This window comes from Azospirillum humicireducens, from assembly GCF_001639105.2.
In the GTDB taxonomy this organism is placed as follows: Bacteria; Pseudomonadota; Alphaproteobacteria; order Azospirillales; family Azospirillaceae; genus Azospirillum; species Azospirillum humicireducens.
This window is the reverse complement of sequence record NZ_CP015285.1, coordinates 1,492,690-1,508,252: the sequence shown is the minus strand read 5'-3', so window position 1 is coordinate 1,508,252 and position 15,563 is coordinate 1,492,690. Positions and strand designations below refer to the sequence as shown.

Here is a 15,563-nt window from a genome sequence, read left to right as displayed (position 1 = left end):
AATCGGACAGGCTGGATCGCGCGTCGTCGGCAAGGGCAGGGAAGGCTGCCGCAAAGATGAGAAGAGCGAGAATGCGCACGCGATGATCGCGAAGGAGCGGACAGATTGTCCGATCCTTCGCCGTTCATGCGTATGGATGCAACTGAAAAAGGGCGTCGGCGATGGCCGGGGACACTCTCAAGGCGCCTCGACCACCTCGAAGTCGTGGGTGATGGTGGCGGTCTGGCCCAGCATGATGGAGGCGGAGCAGTATTTTTCCGCCGACAGGGCGATGGCGCGCTCCACCTTGGCTGGATCCAGCTTGCGGCCGGTCACCGTGAAGTGGACGTGGATCTTGGTGAAGACCTTCGGGTCGGTCTCCGCCCGCTCGGCCTCGATGGCAGCGACGCAGTCGGTGATCTGCTGGCGGCCCTTCTCCAGGATCATCACGACATCGAAACAGGTGCAGCCGCCCATCCCGATCAGCAGCATTTCCATCGGGCGGACACCGGCGTTGCGGCCGCCGGATTCGGGCGCACCATCCATCACCACGGCATGGCCGCTGCTGGATTCGCCGACGAACATCTTGCCGTCCACCCAGGTGACGCGCGCTTTCATGACCAGTTCCTTCGTTCACGGTTGGTGTGAGTGACCGCGCGAAGCTAGGCGCGGCGGCGGATCGGCGCAAGAGGGGGGCAGGCGGCGGGGTTGCGGGTCTTGCCCTGCTGCAACGGCGGGAGCATGGTTGGGTGCGCTGCAGCGCAGCTTCACGCTGGTGATCGTCGCCGGCACCTGGGGACTGCTGCGTGTTTCGGTACGGCCGGCCATAGGATCGCTTCGGCATCGGCCACGCCACCATCCAGGTGGAGCATGACGGCAACTGCTGCCGTCTGGCTCCGGCGGACGTGGTGTGAGTGATCAGGCCTGTTCGCGGGCGAGGCGGCGGGCGTTCGCCCGCACCTTCCGGTAGGCGGGATTCATGCCGGCGGCGGCCAGAGCAGCCGTGGCCTCGATCAGGCGCAGGTTCGCGTGGATGCCGGCATCGACCGCGTCGGCCAGCAGGCGCTGCTGGACGTCGACGATCTCCACCGGATTCTTGCAAGCGGCAAGGCCGCCGATGGTGACGGCAGCGGCCTGGGTCTGCTTCGTCACCATGGTGAACCAGGCCTGCCCGAACTCGCTGAGGCCGGTGGCGACGGCGTGGAAAGCCTCCACCGCCGCTTCGACCTTTTCGGATCCCATACGGATGAACTCCGGGTTGGCGAAGTCGATGGGGTTCGACATCGCTGCCGCCATCATCGCCGTGCGGTAGCCGATGGTTTGCGCCGCCGCGACGCCCATTTCGCTGCCGCGAAGGCCGGTTTTGGTGAGCTGGCCCGCCACCGCGAGAAGCCTGTCGGTGGGGTGGCCGTTGCCGGCGTTCTGTCGTGACATGGGCGTCGCCTCTCTCAAATCGTTGCCGGAACCTGGGCTGCAGCCTCAACGCTGCACTGCAACATAAGTTCCGGCACGATCTTTACGCCTCGGCGAGCGCGCGGTCGAGATCTTCGATGATGTCCTGCGGGTCCTCCAGACCAACGGACAGGCGCAGCAGGCCGGGTTCGATCCGGGCGGCGACCTTTTCCTCGTCGGTCAGCTTGGAATGGGTGGTAGTGGCGGGGTGGGTGATCAGGCTCTTCGAATCGCCGAGATTGTTGGAGATCATCACCATCCGCAGGCCGTTCAGGGCATTGAACGCCTCGGTCTTGCCACCCTTCAGGAAGACCGACAGCATGTTGCCGCCGCCGGTCATCTGCTTGCGCACCAGATCATATTGCGGATGGCTGGGCAGCAGCGGGTAGAGCACCTGGGCGACCTTCGGATGGCTTTCCAGGAACTCCGCCACCTGCAACGCCGCCGCCGACTGGGCATGCACGCGCAGCTCAAGCGTCTCCATGCCCTTCAGCAACAGCCAGGAATTGAACGGCGAAATGGTCGGGCCGGTGTGACGCAGGAACGGATGGATGACGTCCGACCCGTACTTCCTGTCCTTGGCCAGGATGACGCCGCCCAGGCAGCGGCCCTGACCATCGATGTGCTTGGTCGCCGAATAGATGACGACGTCTGCACCGAACTCGAACGGGCGCTGCAGCACCGGCGTGGCGAAGGCGTTGTCGGCGACGACCACCGCGCCCGCCGCGTGGGCCAGCTTGCAGACGGCCTCCAGGTCGACGACCTCAAGTCCGGGGTTCGATGGGGTTTCCAGGAAGACCGCCTTGGTCGGCTTGGACAGCGCCTCTTCCCACTCCGCCAGATTGGTGCCGTCGACGAACACCGATTCGATGCCGAAGCGGCTGCACAGCTCCTTGACGATCCAGTAACAGGAGATGAAGAGCGAACGCGGCGCCACCACCCGGTCGCCGGTGCGGAGCCCGCTCATCAACGCGCCATGCACCGCCGCCATGCCGCTGGACGTGGCATAGGCCCACTCCGCCCCTTCATACTCGGCCAACCGGTCCTCGAACATCGCCGAGGTCGGATTGCGGAAGCGTGAATAGACATGGCGCGAACCGTCGTTGGCGAAGGCGCTCTCCGCCTCCTCGGCCGAGCCGTAGACGAAGCCGGAGGTCTGGTACAGCGCCTCGCAGGTCTCGTCGAACTGCGAGCGGCGGATGCCGCCATGGACCAGCTTGGACCGCGGGCGCAGGCCCGCAACGTTCGGATTGCGATGATCGGTGCGCGACATTCCGCCACTCTCCCCTGATGATCGCCGGTGGGGCGAGGCCGGCCGCAAACAAAAAAGCCCCGACCGATCGGGTCGAGGCGCGGACGCGGCTCGGACCTTTTTAGCGGGTTGTTTTACGTGGCCCGCAAGCCGGCCGACCAAATCACCACGTGGGGTCGCTTGTACGACTGCCTATGACCGCCGTCAAGTGGGGTAGCCCCGCATCATCATCGCCTCTCCTCTGCGGCGAGCGGGGATTTCGACAGCATGCCCTTCACATCTCCCAGGCTTGCCCCGCCCAGCGCCACAGCCAGCGCTCCGAAGGCCGCGGCACCGCCGGCGACCAGCAGAGCCAGGGCGGTGAACCGCATTGCGGTGGACGGCGCCTCCAGCCATGGCGCCAGCAACCCGCCACCCAGCGCCAGAACCGCTCCCATGCCCACCGCCGCCGCGGCAATGCGCGGCGCGCGGTGTTGCAGCCGGTCGTCCAGGTCGAACAGTCCGCGCTTGCGCATCGCCGCAACCAGCAGCACGACATCCAGCCATGCCGTCAGTCCGGTGGCGAGTGCGATGCCGACATGTCCCAGCCACGGCATCAGCGCCAACGCCAGCGCGGCGGTTGCAACGGTCACGATGATCGCGACCCGCACCGGCGTGACCGTGTCGTGGCGGGCGAAGAAGGCCGCGTTCAGCGACTTGACGATCACATAGGCCGGGATGCCGATGGCATAGGCGGCGAGCGCCATGGCGGTGGCGTGCGCCTCTTGCGGGCCGAAGGCGCCGCGCTGGAACAGGACGGATACCATCGGCTCCCCTGCCACGCCCAGCGCGACCGCGGCGGGCAGGCCGAGCAACAGGCTGAACTCCAGCGCGCGGCTCAGATAATGGCGCACCATTCCGTCGTCCCCGGCGGCGGCATGGCGGGCCAGCACCGGCAGAAGGGCGGTGCCGATGGCGATGCCGATGACCCCCAGCGGCATCTGGTTCAGACGGTCGGCATAGTAGAGGAACGACACCGCACCCGACGGCAGCAGCGAGGCGAGCACGATGTTCAGGAACAGGTTGATCTGCATGACGCCGGCCCCGATGGCTCCCGGCCCGATCAGCCGGAACAGCCGCCACATGCCGACGGTCATCCTTGGCCGGCGCAGGCGCAGGGTCACGCCGGCAGTGCGGCAGGCCCAGGCCATCCATCCGACCTGCACCGCTCCGGACAGGGTGACCGCCGCCGCCATCGCGATGCCCGGTTCCAGCCCCAACCGCGGCGCGACCAGCAGGGCGGCGACCAGGGTCAGGTTGAAGGCGATGGGAGCGGCGGCGAAGGGACCGAAGCGGTCCAGCGCATTCAGCACCCCGCCCAGCAACGCCACCAGCGAGATCAGCGCAAGATAGGGAAAGGTCAGCCGGGCCATGTCCACGGCCAGGGCGAACTTGGCAGGCTCGTCGGCGAAGCCGGGGGCGAGGCCGTGCATCAGCCATGGCATGACGACGACGGCCGCCAGCGTGAAGGGCAGCAGCATCGCCAGCAGCATCGCCAGCGACTCCTCGGCGAAGCGGACGGCGGCAGCCCGGCCGCGTGTCTGAAGTTCCGCGGCGAACAGGGGGACGAAGGCGACGCCGAAGGCGCCTTCGGCGAACAGGCGGCGGAACAGGTTGGGCAGCTTCAGCGCGACGAAGAAGGCGTCGGCCACCGGACCGGCTCCCAGGACCGCAGCGGTCAAGATGTCGCGTGCGAAGCCGGCCAGCCGGCTCAGCAGGGTCAGTCCGCCGACGGTGGCGATGGCGCGGGCAAAGCTCATTCCCGCGGTATAGCGGCCTGCCGGTGCGCCGCAAAGCCGGCATTTCGGTGGGCTGGCCGATGGGACGGTGCGCTGGAGCGCATAGCCGGAGCGTTCGGGGGGCGCCATCGCTGCTTCCGGTTCGCGTCGGTGGAGCAACTTCGCTGCGCTGCCACCTTGCCGGTAACGCCGTTGCGTCCGTACCTGCGTTGCGGCATGCTTGCGTCCGTCTGCTGCAGCCGTCCGCCTTTCGCCGATGGAGTGGCGGGCGGACGATCCACCGCGTTCGGAGTCTACGTGAAGCGGGCGCTCTGGCTTTTTTCCGGTTTCGGCGGGCGTCTGGTCCTGCCTGCCCTGGCGGTCGTCCTCGCGATTGCCGCGTTGTGGTGGATTCTGCTCGACCGGCTGGGGCGGGAGGAACGGCTGCTGGACCTCACGGTCCATGAAAAGACCGCCGTCGTCGCCCGCCTGGTCGAAGAGCATGCGATCTCCACCTTTCGCCGGGTCGACGACCTCCTGCTGGATCTGATCGCCAATACCGAACGCAACCGGACCATGCGCCTGGACACCCGGCGCGCCTTCGAGGAAGGGCTGGTGGTGGGGGTGCGTGTCTATGATTCGGCGGGGATGCTGACCATGGGCGGCGGACGGGCGACCTTCCAGGGCAGCGTCTCCGACCGGGATGAATTCCGCATCGCCCGCGACAGCGCGCCGCGCGGGCTGGTGATCGGCATGCCCTATGCTTCGTCGGAGACGCAGGATGTTCTGATCCCCGTTGCGCGGCGGCTGGAGTCTGCCGACGGCACCTTCGCCGGTATCGCGGTGGCCGATATTCCGGTCGAATCCTTTGTTCGTTACTACCGGGTGCTTGGGCTTCCTCCCGATGGGGCGGCGGCGCTGCTGCGCACGGACGGCGTCATCATTGCCCGCAATGTCGGATCCAGTTCGGTATCCGGCCGTGCTACCGCCAGTTCCGAACTCTGGCAGGCGGTGAAGCAGAATCCCATCGGCCACATTCGCATGGTCAGCCTGGTCGACGGGGTGGAACGGATCCTGGCATTCCGCTCGGCCCCGGACTATCCGGTGATCGCCGTCGTCGGCGAGTCGGTGGAAGCGGTGTTCGGATCCTGGCGTGACAATGCCCGCCTTTACATCGGCTGGGCGGTCGCCACCACGGTGGTGATCCTGCTGTTCATCATCGCCTTCATCGTCGAACTGCAATGGCGACGTCACACCGATCGGGCCCTGCGCGTCCGGAACCGTGCGTTGGCCTGGAGCAACGACGGCATCATGATCGCAGACGCGACCCAGCCCGGCATGCCCATCGTCTATGTCAATCCGGCGCTGGAAAAGCTGCTGGGGATGCCGATGCCGGGCCTGATGGGCAGCGGCGCCCTGACGGCGCTGGAGCGGGCCACGAACGACCGCGCCGCGCTGCAACCACTGCGCGACGCCATCGTCGTCGGCCGCGACGCCCGGGTGGAACTGGCGCGGGCCGCCGACGGTCCGGAGGAGCCCCGCTGTCTGGAACTGAGCGCATCGCCGGTCCGGGACCACGACAACCGGCTGGTCAGCCTGATCGCGACCGTCCGCGACATCTCCGATCACAAGCGCGCCCAGGCGGCGATGGCCGATGCCCGCCGGGAGGCCGACCTTGCCAATGTCGCCAAATCGAAATTCCTGGCTGCCGCCAGCCACGACCTGCGCCAGCCGGTTCAGTCGCTGATGCTGCTGATGGAGGTGCTGTCCGGCCGTGTCACGGACGGGATGACGCGCAACGTTCTGGGCACCATGGAACGGGCGCTCGGTGCTCTGAAGATGCTGCTGGACGGTCTGCTCGATGTGTCCAGGCTTGAAGCCGGCGCCGTGGTGCCGGAAGTGGAGGCGTTCGCCCTGTCCGAAGTGATGGAGCGTGTGGCCGCCAACAGCCGGTCCGTCGCCGTCCAGAAGGGATTGATCCTGCACATCGTGCCCAGCCGCGCCCATGTGCGCAGCGACCCGATGTTGCTGGGACGCATCCTGCAGAATTTCGTGGAGAATGCGCTCCGCTATACTGACAGGGGACGCATCCTGATCGGCTGCCGCCGCCGCGGTGGGAACCTGCGGATCGAGGTGTGGGACACCGGCATCGGCATCCCGGCCGACCGGCAGGACGACATCTTCCAGGAGTTCGTGCAGGTCGGCAACGCCAGCCGCAACCGCGACCAGGGCCTTGGTCTCGGGTTGGCGGTGGTTCGGCGGCTGTCGGTGATGCTCGGTCATCCGGTGACGGTGCGCTCGATACCCGGCCGGGGCTCCGTCTTCTCGGTCGAGGTGCCGCTGGCCGCGCCGCCCCCCGCCAAGGTGCTCAATCCGGCTTTCACACCGCGTCCGGCGTTCTCGACCACGGTGCTGGTGATCGAGGATGACGGGATCGTGCGCGAGGGGCTGCGCGCAATGCTGGCGGAATGGGGATACACGGTGCTGGCGGCCGAATCCTGCGCCGAGGCGCTGGATCTTGCCCATCGTGGACCGACTCCCGATTTGATCGTCGCCGATTACCGCCTGCGCGACGGCCGCACCGGGACCGAAGCGATCCGCGAGGTGCGGTTGGCCCTTGGCCGCATTCTGCCGGGCATTCTGGTAACCGGCGATACCGCACCCGCCCGCGCCCAGGAGGCGGAGGCCGGCAATTTCCGAGTCATGCACAAGCCGGTGATCGCCGCCGATCTGCGCCGTGCCGTTGCCGAGGCGCTGGAGCCGCTGCTGCGCGAACATCAGACGGTGGCTTGAAGCCGGTCTTGGCGGCCTCAGGCGAGGTCGGGCGCCTGCCGCGGCACCCGAAGGACGAAGACGGCGCCTCCGCCTGTGCTGTTGCCGGCGCTCAACTGACCGCCCAGTGTCCGGGTCGCCAGGTTGTAGGCGATGTGCAGCCCCAGCCCGACGCAGCCGGCATGGCGCGCGGTGGTGAAGAAAGGGTCGAAGATCCGCGGCAGGTCGGCCTCCAGGATGCCTTGGCCGTCGTCGCTGTGCACCACCTTGATCCAATCGTCGCCGTCGGCGTGGATATCGATGACGATCCGGCCGCTCTGCTCCGGCCGGAAGGCGTGGGTCAGCGAATTGCGCACCAGGTGGGTCAGCACGCGGGCGAAGGCGCCTGGAAAACTTTCCAACTGCAGGGCTTCGGGACAGGACAGCTCCACCCGGTGGCCGGACGAGCCGATCTGCGTGTGCAGGCTCAGCAGCACATCCTCGGTGTATTCGCGCAGGTAGAAGGTGCGGCGCTCGTCGCCGGTCTGGTCGGCGGCGACCTGCTTGAACATGTGGACCAGCGATGCGATCCGCTCGGTGTTGCCGACCAGCAATTGCCCCGCCTCCTGTGCCACCTCCAGGAAACTGGCAAGGGCCGAGCGGGTCAGGGCGTTGGCGGCGAACTGGCGCTTCACGTCCTCGGCCCGGCTCAGCAGGTGCGAGGCGGTGGTCAGCGCAACGCCGACCGGCCCATTGACCTCATGCGCCACCCCGGCGACCAATTGGCCGAGCGAGGCCATCTTCTCGGTCTGGACGAGACTGTCCTGGGCGTCCTGCAAGTCACGATATGCCTGCTCGACCCGGTCCTTGGCGGCACGCAGGGCGTCCGCGGCGCGGGCGCGTTCGGTGGTGTCGAGCATCACGCCGAACAGGTGGGTCAGCCGTCCATCCAGGTCGAAGCGCGGCGCGCAGGAGGATGACACGTAGCGGACTTCCCCCGCCGGATCGACAACCCGGTACTCGACATAGACCCGCTTGGAGTTGCCGATCACGCTCTCCAGCATGTTGCCGAAGGACAGGCGGTCATCGGGATGGAGAATATCCAGCAGGCGGTCGAAGGTCGGCTCGAACCGGTCCGGATCCTGGCCATAGATGTCGAAGGCCTCGCGATTCCACACCAGCGTGCCGCTGTGGATTCCGTATTCCCAATAGCCGAGATGGCCGGTGCGGTAGGCCTCCTCCAGCCGTTGCTTGGCGGCTTCGAGCTGTGCGGCCGATTCGGCGCGCTCGGTGCTGTCCATCATGACGCCGAAGAGGTGCGTCAGCCGTCCGTCCGCATCCAGCCGCGGGGCGCAGGAGGAGGAGACGTAGCGCAGACACCCCTCCCCGTCATGGACACGATATTCGACATAGACCCGCTTTGGATTGTCGACGACGCTTTCCAGCATGTTGCCGAAGCGTGGCCGGTCATCCGGATGCAGGATTCCCAGCAGGGCATCGAATCCCTGGACGAAATGGCCGCGGCCATGACCCAACACGGCAAGGGCGGCGTCTGTCAGCATCAGGTCGCCCGATCGGATGCCGTATTCCCAATAGCCGAGCTTGGCGGTGAGATAGGCCTCTTCCAGCTTTGCGGTCGCCAAATCCAGGCTGCGGGCGGTACGGCGCTGGTCCGTCACGTCCTCCACCGTCGCGATCCAGGGAGGACCACCGACGCGGACCAGCAGGTCGCGCGGTTCGCCCGTATCGGATTTGGCGGAAATCTCCCGCACCGAACCGGGGAGGGCCTCAGCCAGATCGGCCGGCAAGCTGTCTGCACTGCCGTAGCGGTCAAGGAAGCAGCGGTTGCTGCACAGCCGGCCGTTGGCGCCCCGCACCAGAGCCGGAATGGGCAGGGCGTCGAACAGCGGAGCCGGCATTGGGTGGCTCTCCGCTCCCGGAGTTCCCGCCGTATCCCTGGTGCCACCCGCTGCCATCATGTGCATCTCCACAGCCGGCCCCCATCCGTGGGCGCCACCGTCACCGAACACTACACAAGCAATATTGCCCGTCCTATGTCCAATTCGACGCGAATTGTCGCTAGTCCATACCGATTCGAACCGGAGGCGGTGGAGCGATGGCTTGCGAGCTCAGGGAATCAGCGCGTTGAGGTCGAAATCCTGCGCGAACGCGATCATCGCACCGGAGGCGCCGGGCGAGTTCACCCGCATCACGCCGCCGCTGACCACGGTCGGCAGCTTGCTCTTCTGCAGGGCCTGCTGGGCCTTCACCGGATCGGCGATGCGCACGACGAAGCCGGCGAAGAAGGGAAGGGGGGTGGCGAAGGCCGGATCGGCGGTCCAGGCCCACTGCAGCCGGTCGGGCGTGGCGACCATCACCGGCACCTGCCCGTCGCCGGGCTGGCCCGGCTCGACCACGCGGGCGGCCCCGCGGTCGGCGACGGTGCCGCCCAGCAGTCTGGCATAGGTTGCGGCCACGGCATCGGGATCGGCGGCTGCGATCACCAGCGCTTCCAGGCCGATGGCGCTGTTGGCATGTTCGAACTTGTCGGGGCGCCAGACCAGCTCCGGCGTGTGGTGCTGGCACAGGAAGACGTGGCCGGCCGGTGTCGCGGCGGGATCGATCTGGGTGATGGTGAAGCCTGCGTCGCGCGTGCCCTCCGGCAGTTCCACCGGCCGGCCGAAATCGACGGACTCCGCCGTGGGGAAGCCGGCAGCGGCCAGCGGCCCGGCCGCAGCGCGGGCGTCCGGTGTTTTCAGCGCGATGGCGGCGATGCCCTCGCGCTTGCGCAGGAATGCGGCGTAATGCGCGTTGGCGGGGCGCTGCTCCTCGATGCCCAACAACTCCAGATAGGTGCCGGTGGGGAACAGGATGGTGTGGTTGGCGGATTTCAGCTGCGTGTGGTGTCCGCGCGGCGTCACCGTGAAGCCGAGCCGGCTGTAGGCATCGCGCGACGCGTCCAGGTCGCGGGTCGCGATGACCAGATGATCCAGTCCGGTGATGCCGTCGATGCTCATGGCGTCCTGCCGCTGTCGGTTGCTGTGCCGCCAGCGATAGAACAGCCGGCCCGCCGCGGCAAGGGCGAAGCGGCCGGGCCCTCCTGTGGGAGGCCCGGCCTTTCAGGTCACAGCGCCTGCTGCAGGTCCGGCAGGGCCTTGAACAGGTCGGCGACGAGGCCGTAGTCGGCGACCTGGAAGATCGGCGCCTCCTCGTCCTTGTTGATGGCGACGATCACCTTGCTGTCCTTCATGCCGGCCAGATGCTGGATGGCGCCCGAGATGCCGACGGCGACATAGAGATCCGGCGCAACGATCTTGCCGGTCTGGCCGACCTGATAGTCGTTCGGCACGAAGCCGGCATCGACGGCGGCCCGGCTGGCGCCCACCGCTGCCCCCAGCTTGTCGGCGATGGCCTCCAGCAGGTGGAAATTGTCGCCCGACTGCATGCCGCGCCCACCGGAGATGACGATCCGGGCGGAGGTCAACTCCGGACGCTCCGACTTCGACAGCTCGGCCGAGACGAAGCTGGACAGGCCGGGGTCGGTGGCGGCAGCGATGCTCTCGACCGGGGCGGCGTTGGTGGCGGCGGCAGCCTCGAATGCAGTGGTGCGGACGGTGACGACCTTCACGGCGTCGGCCGACTGCACGGTGGCGATGGCGTTGCCGGCATAGATCGGCCGCTCGAAGGTATCGGCGGAGACCACGGCGGTGATCTCGGAGATCATCGCCACGTCGAGCAAGGCGGCGACGCGCGGCAGCACATTCTTGCCCACCGAGGTGGCGGCGGCGAGGACGTGGCTGTAGCCGGAAGCGAGCGAGACCAGCAGGGCCGCCACCGGTTCGGCCAGGGCGTGCTCGTAGGCTGCATCGTCGGCGAGCAGCACCTTGGCGACGCCGGCCAGCTTGGCGGCCTGCTCGGCGGCGGGGGCGGCGTTGCGGCCGGCGACCAGGAGGTGGATGTCGCCGCCCAGCTTGGCGGCGGCGGTGACTGCGAGGGCGGTGGCGGGCTTGAGGCTGGCGTTGTCGTGCTCGGCGAGGATCAGGATGGGCATGGGGCGGGTCCTTGGTTGGAGGGTGGCGAGGTGTCTGCTTGGAAGGCCCTTTCCCAACCCTCTCCCGCGAAGCGGGGGCGGGGTGGGGAGGGGGCACCCCGATACGACCAGTCCTCAGATCACCCGCGCCTCGTTCTTCAGCTTGTCGGCCAGGGTGGCGACGTCCGGCACCTTGATGCCGGCCTGACGCTTGGCCGGCCCGGCGACCTTCAGCGTCTTCAGGCGCGGGGTCACGTCGACGCCGAGCGCATCCGGCGTGACCGTCTCCAGCGGCTTCTTCTTCGCCTTCATGATGTTGGGCAGCGAGGCATAGCGCGGCTCGTTCAGGCGCAGGTCGGCCGTAACCACCGCCGGCAGCTTCAGCGACACGACCTCAAGCCCGCCGTCGATCTCGCGTGTCACTGCAACGGCATCGCCAGCCGGCGCGACCTTGGAGGCGAAGGTGCCCTGGCCCCAGCCGAGCAGCGCCGCCAGCATCTGGCCGGTCTGGTTGCAGTCGTCGTCGATCGCCTGCTTGCCGAGGATGACGAGGCCGGGAGCCTCCTTCCCGACCAGCGCCTTGAGGACCTTGGCGACGGCCAGCGGCTGGGTCTCCATATCGGTCTGAACCAGGATGGCGCGGTCGGCCCCCATGGCGAGCGCGGTGCGCAGCGTCTCCTGCGCCTGGGCCGGGCCGACGGAGACGACGACGATCTCGGTCGCGGTGCCGGCCTCCTTCAGGCGGACGGCCTCCTCGACGGCGATCTCGTCGAAGGGGTTCATCGAGAACTTCACGTTGGACGTCTCGACGCCGGACTGGTCGGTCTTCACCCGGATCTTGACGTTGTAGTCGACGACCCGCTTCACGGGCACCAGCACCTTCATGATGGCGTGTCTCCTCTCGGATGGTGTTGTTGTTTCGATTCAGGCCGCGGGCAGGCTTTGCCCGCGCAAGGCGGCGACCGCATCGGGAATCGGTGGGGAGGCGGCGTTGGTGCCGAGCGTGGCGAGAACCTCCGCCGGGGCGACCACGCCGTTGGCGCCGACAATGGCGCCTTGGACCACGGCCAGCGCGGCCAGCCCGCCTGGCGTTTCCATGCGGTGTTCCATAAAGATGTAGCGATCGTCCCAGCACAGCACCCGGCTGACCAGGGTGAAGCGCTGGAAAGGACGCAGTGAGCGGCGGTAGCGGATGGTGGCGCCGCCCAGCACCGGCTGCCAGCGGTTGCGCAGGATCGCCGGTCCCAGTCCGACGCGGATCATCAGATCGGCCCGCCCCAGGTCCATCACGCTGAAATAGCGCGCGTTGGTCATGTGCAGGTTGATGTCCAGGTCGGTCGGCCAGACCCGGAATTTCAGCGTCGACGGCTCCAACAGCCCGGCGCGGCGACCGCGCAGGGCTGCGAGAATGGCGGCGGCTGCAACCGCCAGCAGTCGGAAAATCAGGTTCATGACCGCTTTCCCGCATCACCGGGGAGGAGGTCGACTGCCGCCCGCGGCCAAAACTGTCCCGTCATGCTCCGATCCCCCGTCTGGGCCGACCGGAGCGCGTCGGGCGTCCGGCCGGTCAGCTGTCCTTCGCGGCGGCCTTCATCTCCGCCAGGGTGTTGGTGACCTGCACCTCGATGTCGTGCAGTTCCTGGACGGTGGCCTCCAGGTCCTCCCGCTGTTGGGCGAGGTCCTTCAGCCGCTTCTGTACGCGCTTCAGCAGGTTCTTCTGCTGTTCCAAACCGCCATTGACGTTGTAAAGGTCGAGATACTCGCGGATTTCCGCCAGAGAAAAGCCCAGGCGCTTGCCGCGCAGGATCAGCTTCAGCCGGGCGCGATCGCGCTTCGTATAGACCCGGTTGTTGCCGACACGGTTGGGTGCCAGCAATCCCTTGACCTCGTAGAAGCGCAGAGCCCGCGGCGTGATGCCCAGCTCCTCCGCAAGCTGGTTGACCGTGTAGAGCTGTTCCATCCCTGGGAAGACCTTTTGTTCGTGTCCGGCACAATGCGCCTGCCGTTTGGTAGCACAGCTGCCGTCGCGTGATAAGGCTTCCCTTTACGTCCGGGTCAGGACAGTGACTTCGGGTCATCCGCCGTTCGATAGAGCCTGCTGCGCCTCGGCGATCAGTTCCTTCTTCGACAGCTTGCCGACGGCGGTTTTCGGCAGTTCCTCGCGGAACTCGATGGCGGTCGGCATCTCGATGCGGGAGATCTTGTCGCGCAGGAAGTCGCGCAGAGCCTCCGCGGTCAGGGTGGCGCCCGGCTTCAACTGCACGAAGGCCTTCGGCGTCTGGCCGCGGTAATCGTCGGGCAGGCCGATGACGCAGGCGGCGACCACGTCGGGATGCTGGTAGATCGCCTCCTCGATCATGCGCGGATAGACGTTGTAGCCGCTGCAGATGATGAGATCCTTCAGCCGGTCGAGCAGGAAGACGTAACCGTCCTCGTCCATGGTCCCGACATCGCCGGTCAGCAGGAAGCCGTCGACCACGGTGCGGTCGCTTTCCTCCGCCCGGCCCCAATAGCCGGCCATCACGTTGGGGCCGGAAATCGCCACCTGCCCCTTCTCACCGATGCCGAGCTTGCGGGCCGGATCCTCCAGGTCGCGGATCTCGATGGCGATGCCGGGAAGCGGCAGGCCGATCGAGCCTTCCTTGTTGACGCCGTTCAGCGGGTTGGCGGCACAGACCGGGGAGGCTTCGGACAGGCCGTAGCCTTCGATCAGCACGCAGCCGGTGGCCGTCTCGAACTGCCGCTTCAACTCCATCGGCAGCGGCGCGCCGCCGGAGATGCAATAGCGGATCGAGGTCATCGGATAGCGGGCGACCTGCGGGTGACCGAGCAGAGCCTTGTACATGGTGGGCACGCCGGGAACGAGGGTCGGCTTGCGCTTGGCAATGGTCTTCAGCACCTGCTCCGTCTCGAAGCGCGGCAGCATGATCAACTCGGCCCCGCAGGCCAGCCCCATGTTCAGCACCACGGTCATGGCGAAGACATGGAAGAAGGGCAGCACGGCCAGCATGCGCTCCTGGCCCAACGCCACGGTGGGGAACCAGGCCTGCACCTGCCGGGCGTTGGACAGAAGATTGTGGTGGGTCAGCATCGCGCCCTTGGGCACGCCGGTGGTGCCGCCGGTGTATTGCAGCACGGCGATGTCGCGCAGCCCGTCGATGCGCACCGGGCGCAGCGTGCCGTCGTTGACCAGCAGGCTGGCGAAATCGAGATGGCGGCCGTCGCGCGGCACCGCGGCCAGTTCCCCGCGCTTGAGTACGCTGAACAGCGCCTTCTTGACCGCAGGCAGGATGCTTGCCATCCGGCAGACGATGATCCGCTTCAGCGGCGTCCGGTCCAGCATCGCCGCGACGCGCGGATAGATCTGCTTGAGGTCCAGCGTCACCATGATCTCGGTCTGCGAGTCGGTTATCTGGTACTCGAGCTCCCGCTCGACATAGAGCGGGTTGTAGTTGACGACGGTCCCGCCGGCCTTCAGCACCGCGAAGTAGGAGATGACGTAGGTCGGGCAATTGGGCAGGCACAAGCCCACCCTCACCCCCGGCCCGACGCCAAGATCCTGGAATCCGCGGGCGGCGCGGTTCACCAGATCCAGCACCTCGGCATAAGTGTAGCGGCGGCCCAGGAAATCGAGGCATGGGCGGCCGGCGTAACGTCCCGCCGCCTCCTCGAACAGCATGTGCAGCGGCATCGGCGCAAAATCCTGGTCCCAGGCGATCCCCTCGGGGTAATGCGCCAACCAGGGCCGGGCGGTGTCGTTTGCGGCGTCATTTGCGGCGGCGGCAGTCGGGTGGGCGCTCTGCGCAAGCGGCTCGGACATGTTTCGCTCCCCTTGGCGGTGGCGCGTTCCGGATCACCTGGCGGCCGACATTCGGGCCGAACGGCCCGTTGGGCGGTGGGTGTCTGAAACGCTTTCGTTATGACGTTGACGTAAACGTAATGCGGGCCTACTGTCAAGGGCGGTCCTACGAACAATCCTGAGGGCATGCTTTCATGGTCGACGACATTGTGCAGGAACTGCGCAGCCGCAGCGGCGATCTGCGCTCGCTCAACGCCTCGGTCCGTTTCCTGCTGGGCAAGGAGGGCGAGGTGATCCGGGTCGATGGCCGTGCCAATCCGATCAGCATCAGCCGCGAGGATTCCGAGGCCGACTGCACCATCCGCATATCGCCGGAAAACCTGCAGAAGCTGATCAATGGCAAGCTGAACCCGATGCTGGCCTTCACGATGGGCAAGCTGAAGGTCGAGGGATCGATGGGCGTTGCCATGAAGCTGGCGCAACTGCTGGACGACTGAGCGGCCGCAAGAGCCGCCAACCGCACCCAACCGGGAGGAAACGCAC

At 67.2% G+C, this 15,563-nt stretch carries 13 protein-coding genes and 1 riboswitch; of the genes, 2 read left to right on the top strand and 11 right to left on the bottom strand.

Annotated elements, in window-relative coordinates:
* Nucleotides 1–177: 177 nt before the first annotated feature.
* The 4 genes from A6A40_RS06910 to murJ all read right to left on the bottom strand — a co-directional run bounded on the left by A6A40_RS06910 (nt 178) and on the right by murJ (nt 4,482).
* Nucleotides 178–597 (bottom strand): OsmC family protein, encoded by a 420-nt coding sequence (locus A6A40_RS06910; protein ID WP_063634745.1) that lies wholly within the window; start codon nt 595–597, stop codon nt 178–180.
* A gap of 300 nt (nt 598–897) precedes the next feature.
* Nucleotides 898–1,413 (bottom strand): phasin family protein, encoded by a 516-nt coding sequence (locus A6A40_RS06900; RefSeq protein ID WP_063634744.1) that lies wholly within the window; start codon nt 1,411–1,413, stop codon nt 898–900.
* 82 nt (nt 1,414–1,495) lie between these two features.
* Entirely contained in the window at nt 1,496–2,704 is a 1,209-nt protein-coding gene (gene metZ, locus A6A40_RS06895) for an O-succinylhomoserine sulfhydrylase (protein WP_063634743.1), read from the bottom strand.
* 79 nt (nt 2,705–2,783) lie between these two features.
* Nucleotides 2,784–2,863, bottom strand: a riboswitch (SAM riboswitch).
* A 47-nt stretch (nt 2,864–2,910) separates the two neighbouring features.
* Nucleotides 2,911–4,482, bottom strand: a complete 1,572-nt coding sequence (murJ, locus tag A6A40_RS06890) for a murein biosynthesis integral membrane protein MurJ (RefSeq protein ID WP_063634742.1) — start codon at nt 4,480–4,482, stop codon at nt 2,911–2,913.
* A gap of 276 nt (nt 4,483–4,758) precedes the next feature.
* Here murJ and A6A40_RS06885 point away from each other — a divergent pair, with 276 nt between their 5' ends.
* A complete protein-coding gene (locus A6A40_RS06885; RefSeq protein ID WP_236783759.1) occupies nt 4,759–7,233 on the top strand; it encodes a hybrid sensor histidine kinase/response regulator in 2,475 nt (824 codons plus the stop codon).
* A 17-nt stretch (nt 7,234–7,250) separates the two neighbouring features.
* Here the strand turns inward: A6A40_RS06885 and A6A40_RS06880 are convergent, their stop codons facing one another.
* The 7 genes from A6A40_RS06880 to A6A40_RS06850 form a co-directional block, all read right to left on the bottom strand.
* Nucleotides 7,251–9,110: a PAS domain-containing sensor histidine kinase gene (locus A6A40_RS06880; RefSeq protein WP_063634740.1), complete on the bottom strand. Its 1,860-nt coding sequence runs from the start codon at nt 9,108–9,110 to the stop codon at nt 7,251–7,253.
* Between the two features lie 210 nt (nt 9,111–9,320).
* On the bottom strand, nt 9,321–10,208 hold the full coding sequence (locus A6A40_RS06875; protein WP_063634739.1) for a VOC family protein: 888 nt from the start codon (nt 10,206–10,208) through the stop codon (nt 9,321–9,323).
* A 107-nt stretch (nt 10,209–10,315) separates the two neighbouring features.
* Nucleotides 10,316–11,242: an electron transfer flavoprotein subunit alpha/FixB family protein gene (locus A6A40_RS06870; protein ID WP_063634738.1), complete on the bottom strand. Its 927-nt coding sequence runs from the start codon at nt 11,240–11,242 to the stop codon at nt 10,316–10,318.
* 114 nt (nt 11,243–11,356) lie between these two features.
* Nucleotides 11,357–12,106 (bottom strand): electron transfer flavoprotein subunit beta/FixA family protein, encoded by a 750-nt coding sequence (locus A6A40_RS06865; protein WP_063634737.1) that lies wholly within the window; start codon nt 12,104–12,106, stop codon nt 11,357–11,359.
* Nucleotides 12,107–12,145: 39 nt separating this feature from the next.
* Complete coding sequence (locus tag A6A40_RS06860; RefSeq protein ID WP_063634736.1) at nt 12,146–12,673, bottom strand: thioesterase family protein; 528 nt, start codon at nt 12,671–12,673, stop codon at nt 12,146–12,148.
* Nucleotides 12,674–12,788: 115 nt separating this feature from the next.
* Nucleotides 12,789–13,181, bottom strand: coding sequence for a MerR family transcriptional regulator (locus A6A40_RS06855; RefSeq protein WP_063634735.1), 393 nt, complete (start codon nt 13,179–13,181; stop codon nt 12,789–12,791).
* 114 nt (nt 13,182–13,295) lie between these two features.
* Nucleotides 13,296–15,041: a long-chain-fatty-acid--CoA ligase gene (locus A6A40_RS06850; RefSeq protein WP_063634734.1), complete on the bottom strand. Its 1,746-nt coding sequence runs from the start codon at nt 15,039–15,041 to the stop codon at nt 13,296–13,298.
* Nucleotides 15,042–15,214: 173 nt separating this feature from the next.
* Between A6A40_RS06850 and A6A40_RS06845 the strand changes: the two genes are divergently transcribed.
* Nucleotides 15,215–15,517, top strand: a complete 303-nt coding sequence (locus tag A6A40_RS06845; RefSeq protein WP_063634733.1) for an SCP2 sterol-binding domain-containing protein — start codon at nt 15,215–15,217, stop codon at nt 15,515–15,517.
* Nucleotides 15,518–15,563 lie beyond the last annotated feature (46 nt).

Coding starts and splice junctions, on each gene's coding strand:
- A6A40_RS06910 (WP_063634745.1), bottom strand. CDS start 597: ATGAAAGCGCGCGTCACCTGGGTGGACGGCAAGATGTTCGTCGGCGAA.
- A6A40_RS06900 (WP_063634744.1), bottom strand. CDS start 1,413: ATGTCACGACAGAACGCCGGCAACGGCCACCCCACCGACAGGCTTCTC.
- metZ (WP_063634743.1), bottom strand. CDS start 2,704: ATGTCGCGCACCGATCATCGCAATCCGAACGTTGCGGGCCTGCGCCCG.
- murJ (WP_063634742.1), bottom strand. CDS start 4,482: ATGAGCTTTGCCCGCGCCATCGCCACCGTCGGCGGACTGACCCTGCTG.
- A6A40_RS06880 (WP_063634740.1), bottom strand. CDS start 9,110: ATGCCGGCTCCGCTGTTCGACGCCCTGCCCATTCCGGCTCTGGTGCGG.
- A6A40_RS06875 (WP_063634739.1), bottom strand. CDS start 10,208: ATGAGCATCGACGGCATCACCGGACTGGATCATCTGGTCATCGCGACC.
- A6A40_RS06870 (WP_063634738.1), bottom strand. CDS start 11,242: ATGCCCATCCTGATCCTCGCCGAGCACGACAACGCCAGCCTCAAGCCC.
- A6A40_RS06865 (WP_063634737.1), bottom strand. CDS start 12,106: ATGAAGGTGCTGGTGCCCGTGAAGCGGGTCGTCGACTACAACGTCAAG.
- A6A40_RS06860 (WP_063634736.1), bottom strand. CDS start 12,673: ATGAACCTGATTTTCCGACTGCTGGCGGTTGCAGCCGCCGCCATTCTC.
- A6A40_RS06855 (WP_063634735.1), bottom strand. CDS start 13,181: ATGGAACAGCTCTACACGGTCAACCAGCTTGCGGAGGAGCTGGGCATC.
- A6A40_RS06850 (WP_063634734.1), bottom strand. CDS start 15,041: ATGTCCGAGCCGCTTGCGCAGAGCGCCCACCCGACTGCCGCCGCCGCA.
- A6A40_RS06845 (WP_063634733.1), top strand. CDS start 15,215: ATGGTCGACGACATTGTGCAGGAACTGCGCAGCCGCAGCGGCGATCTG.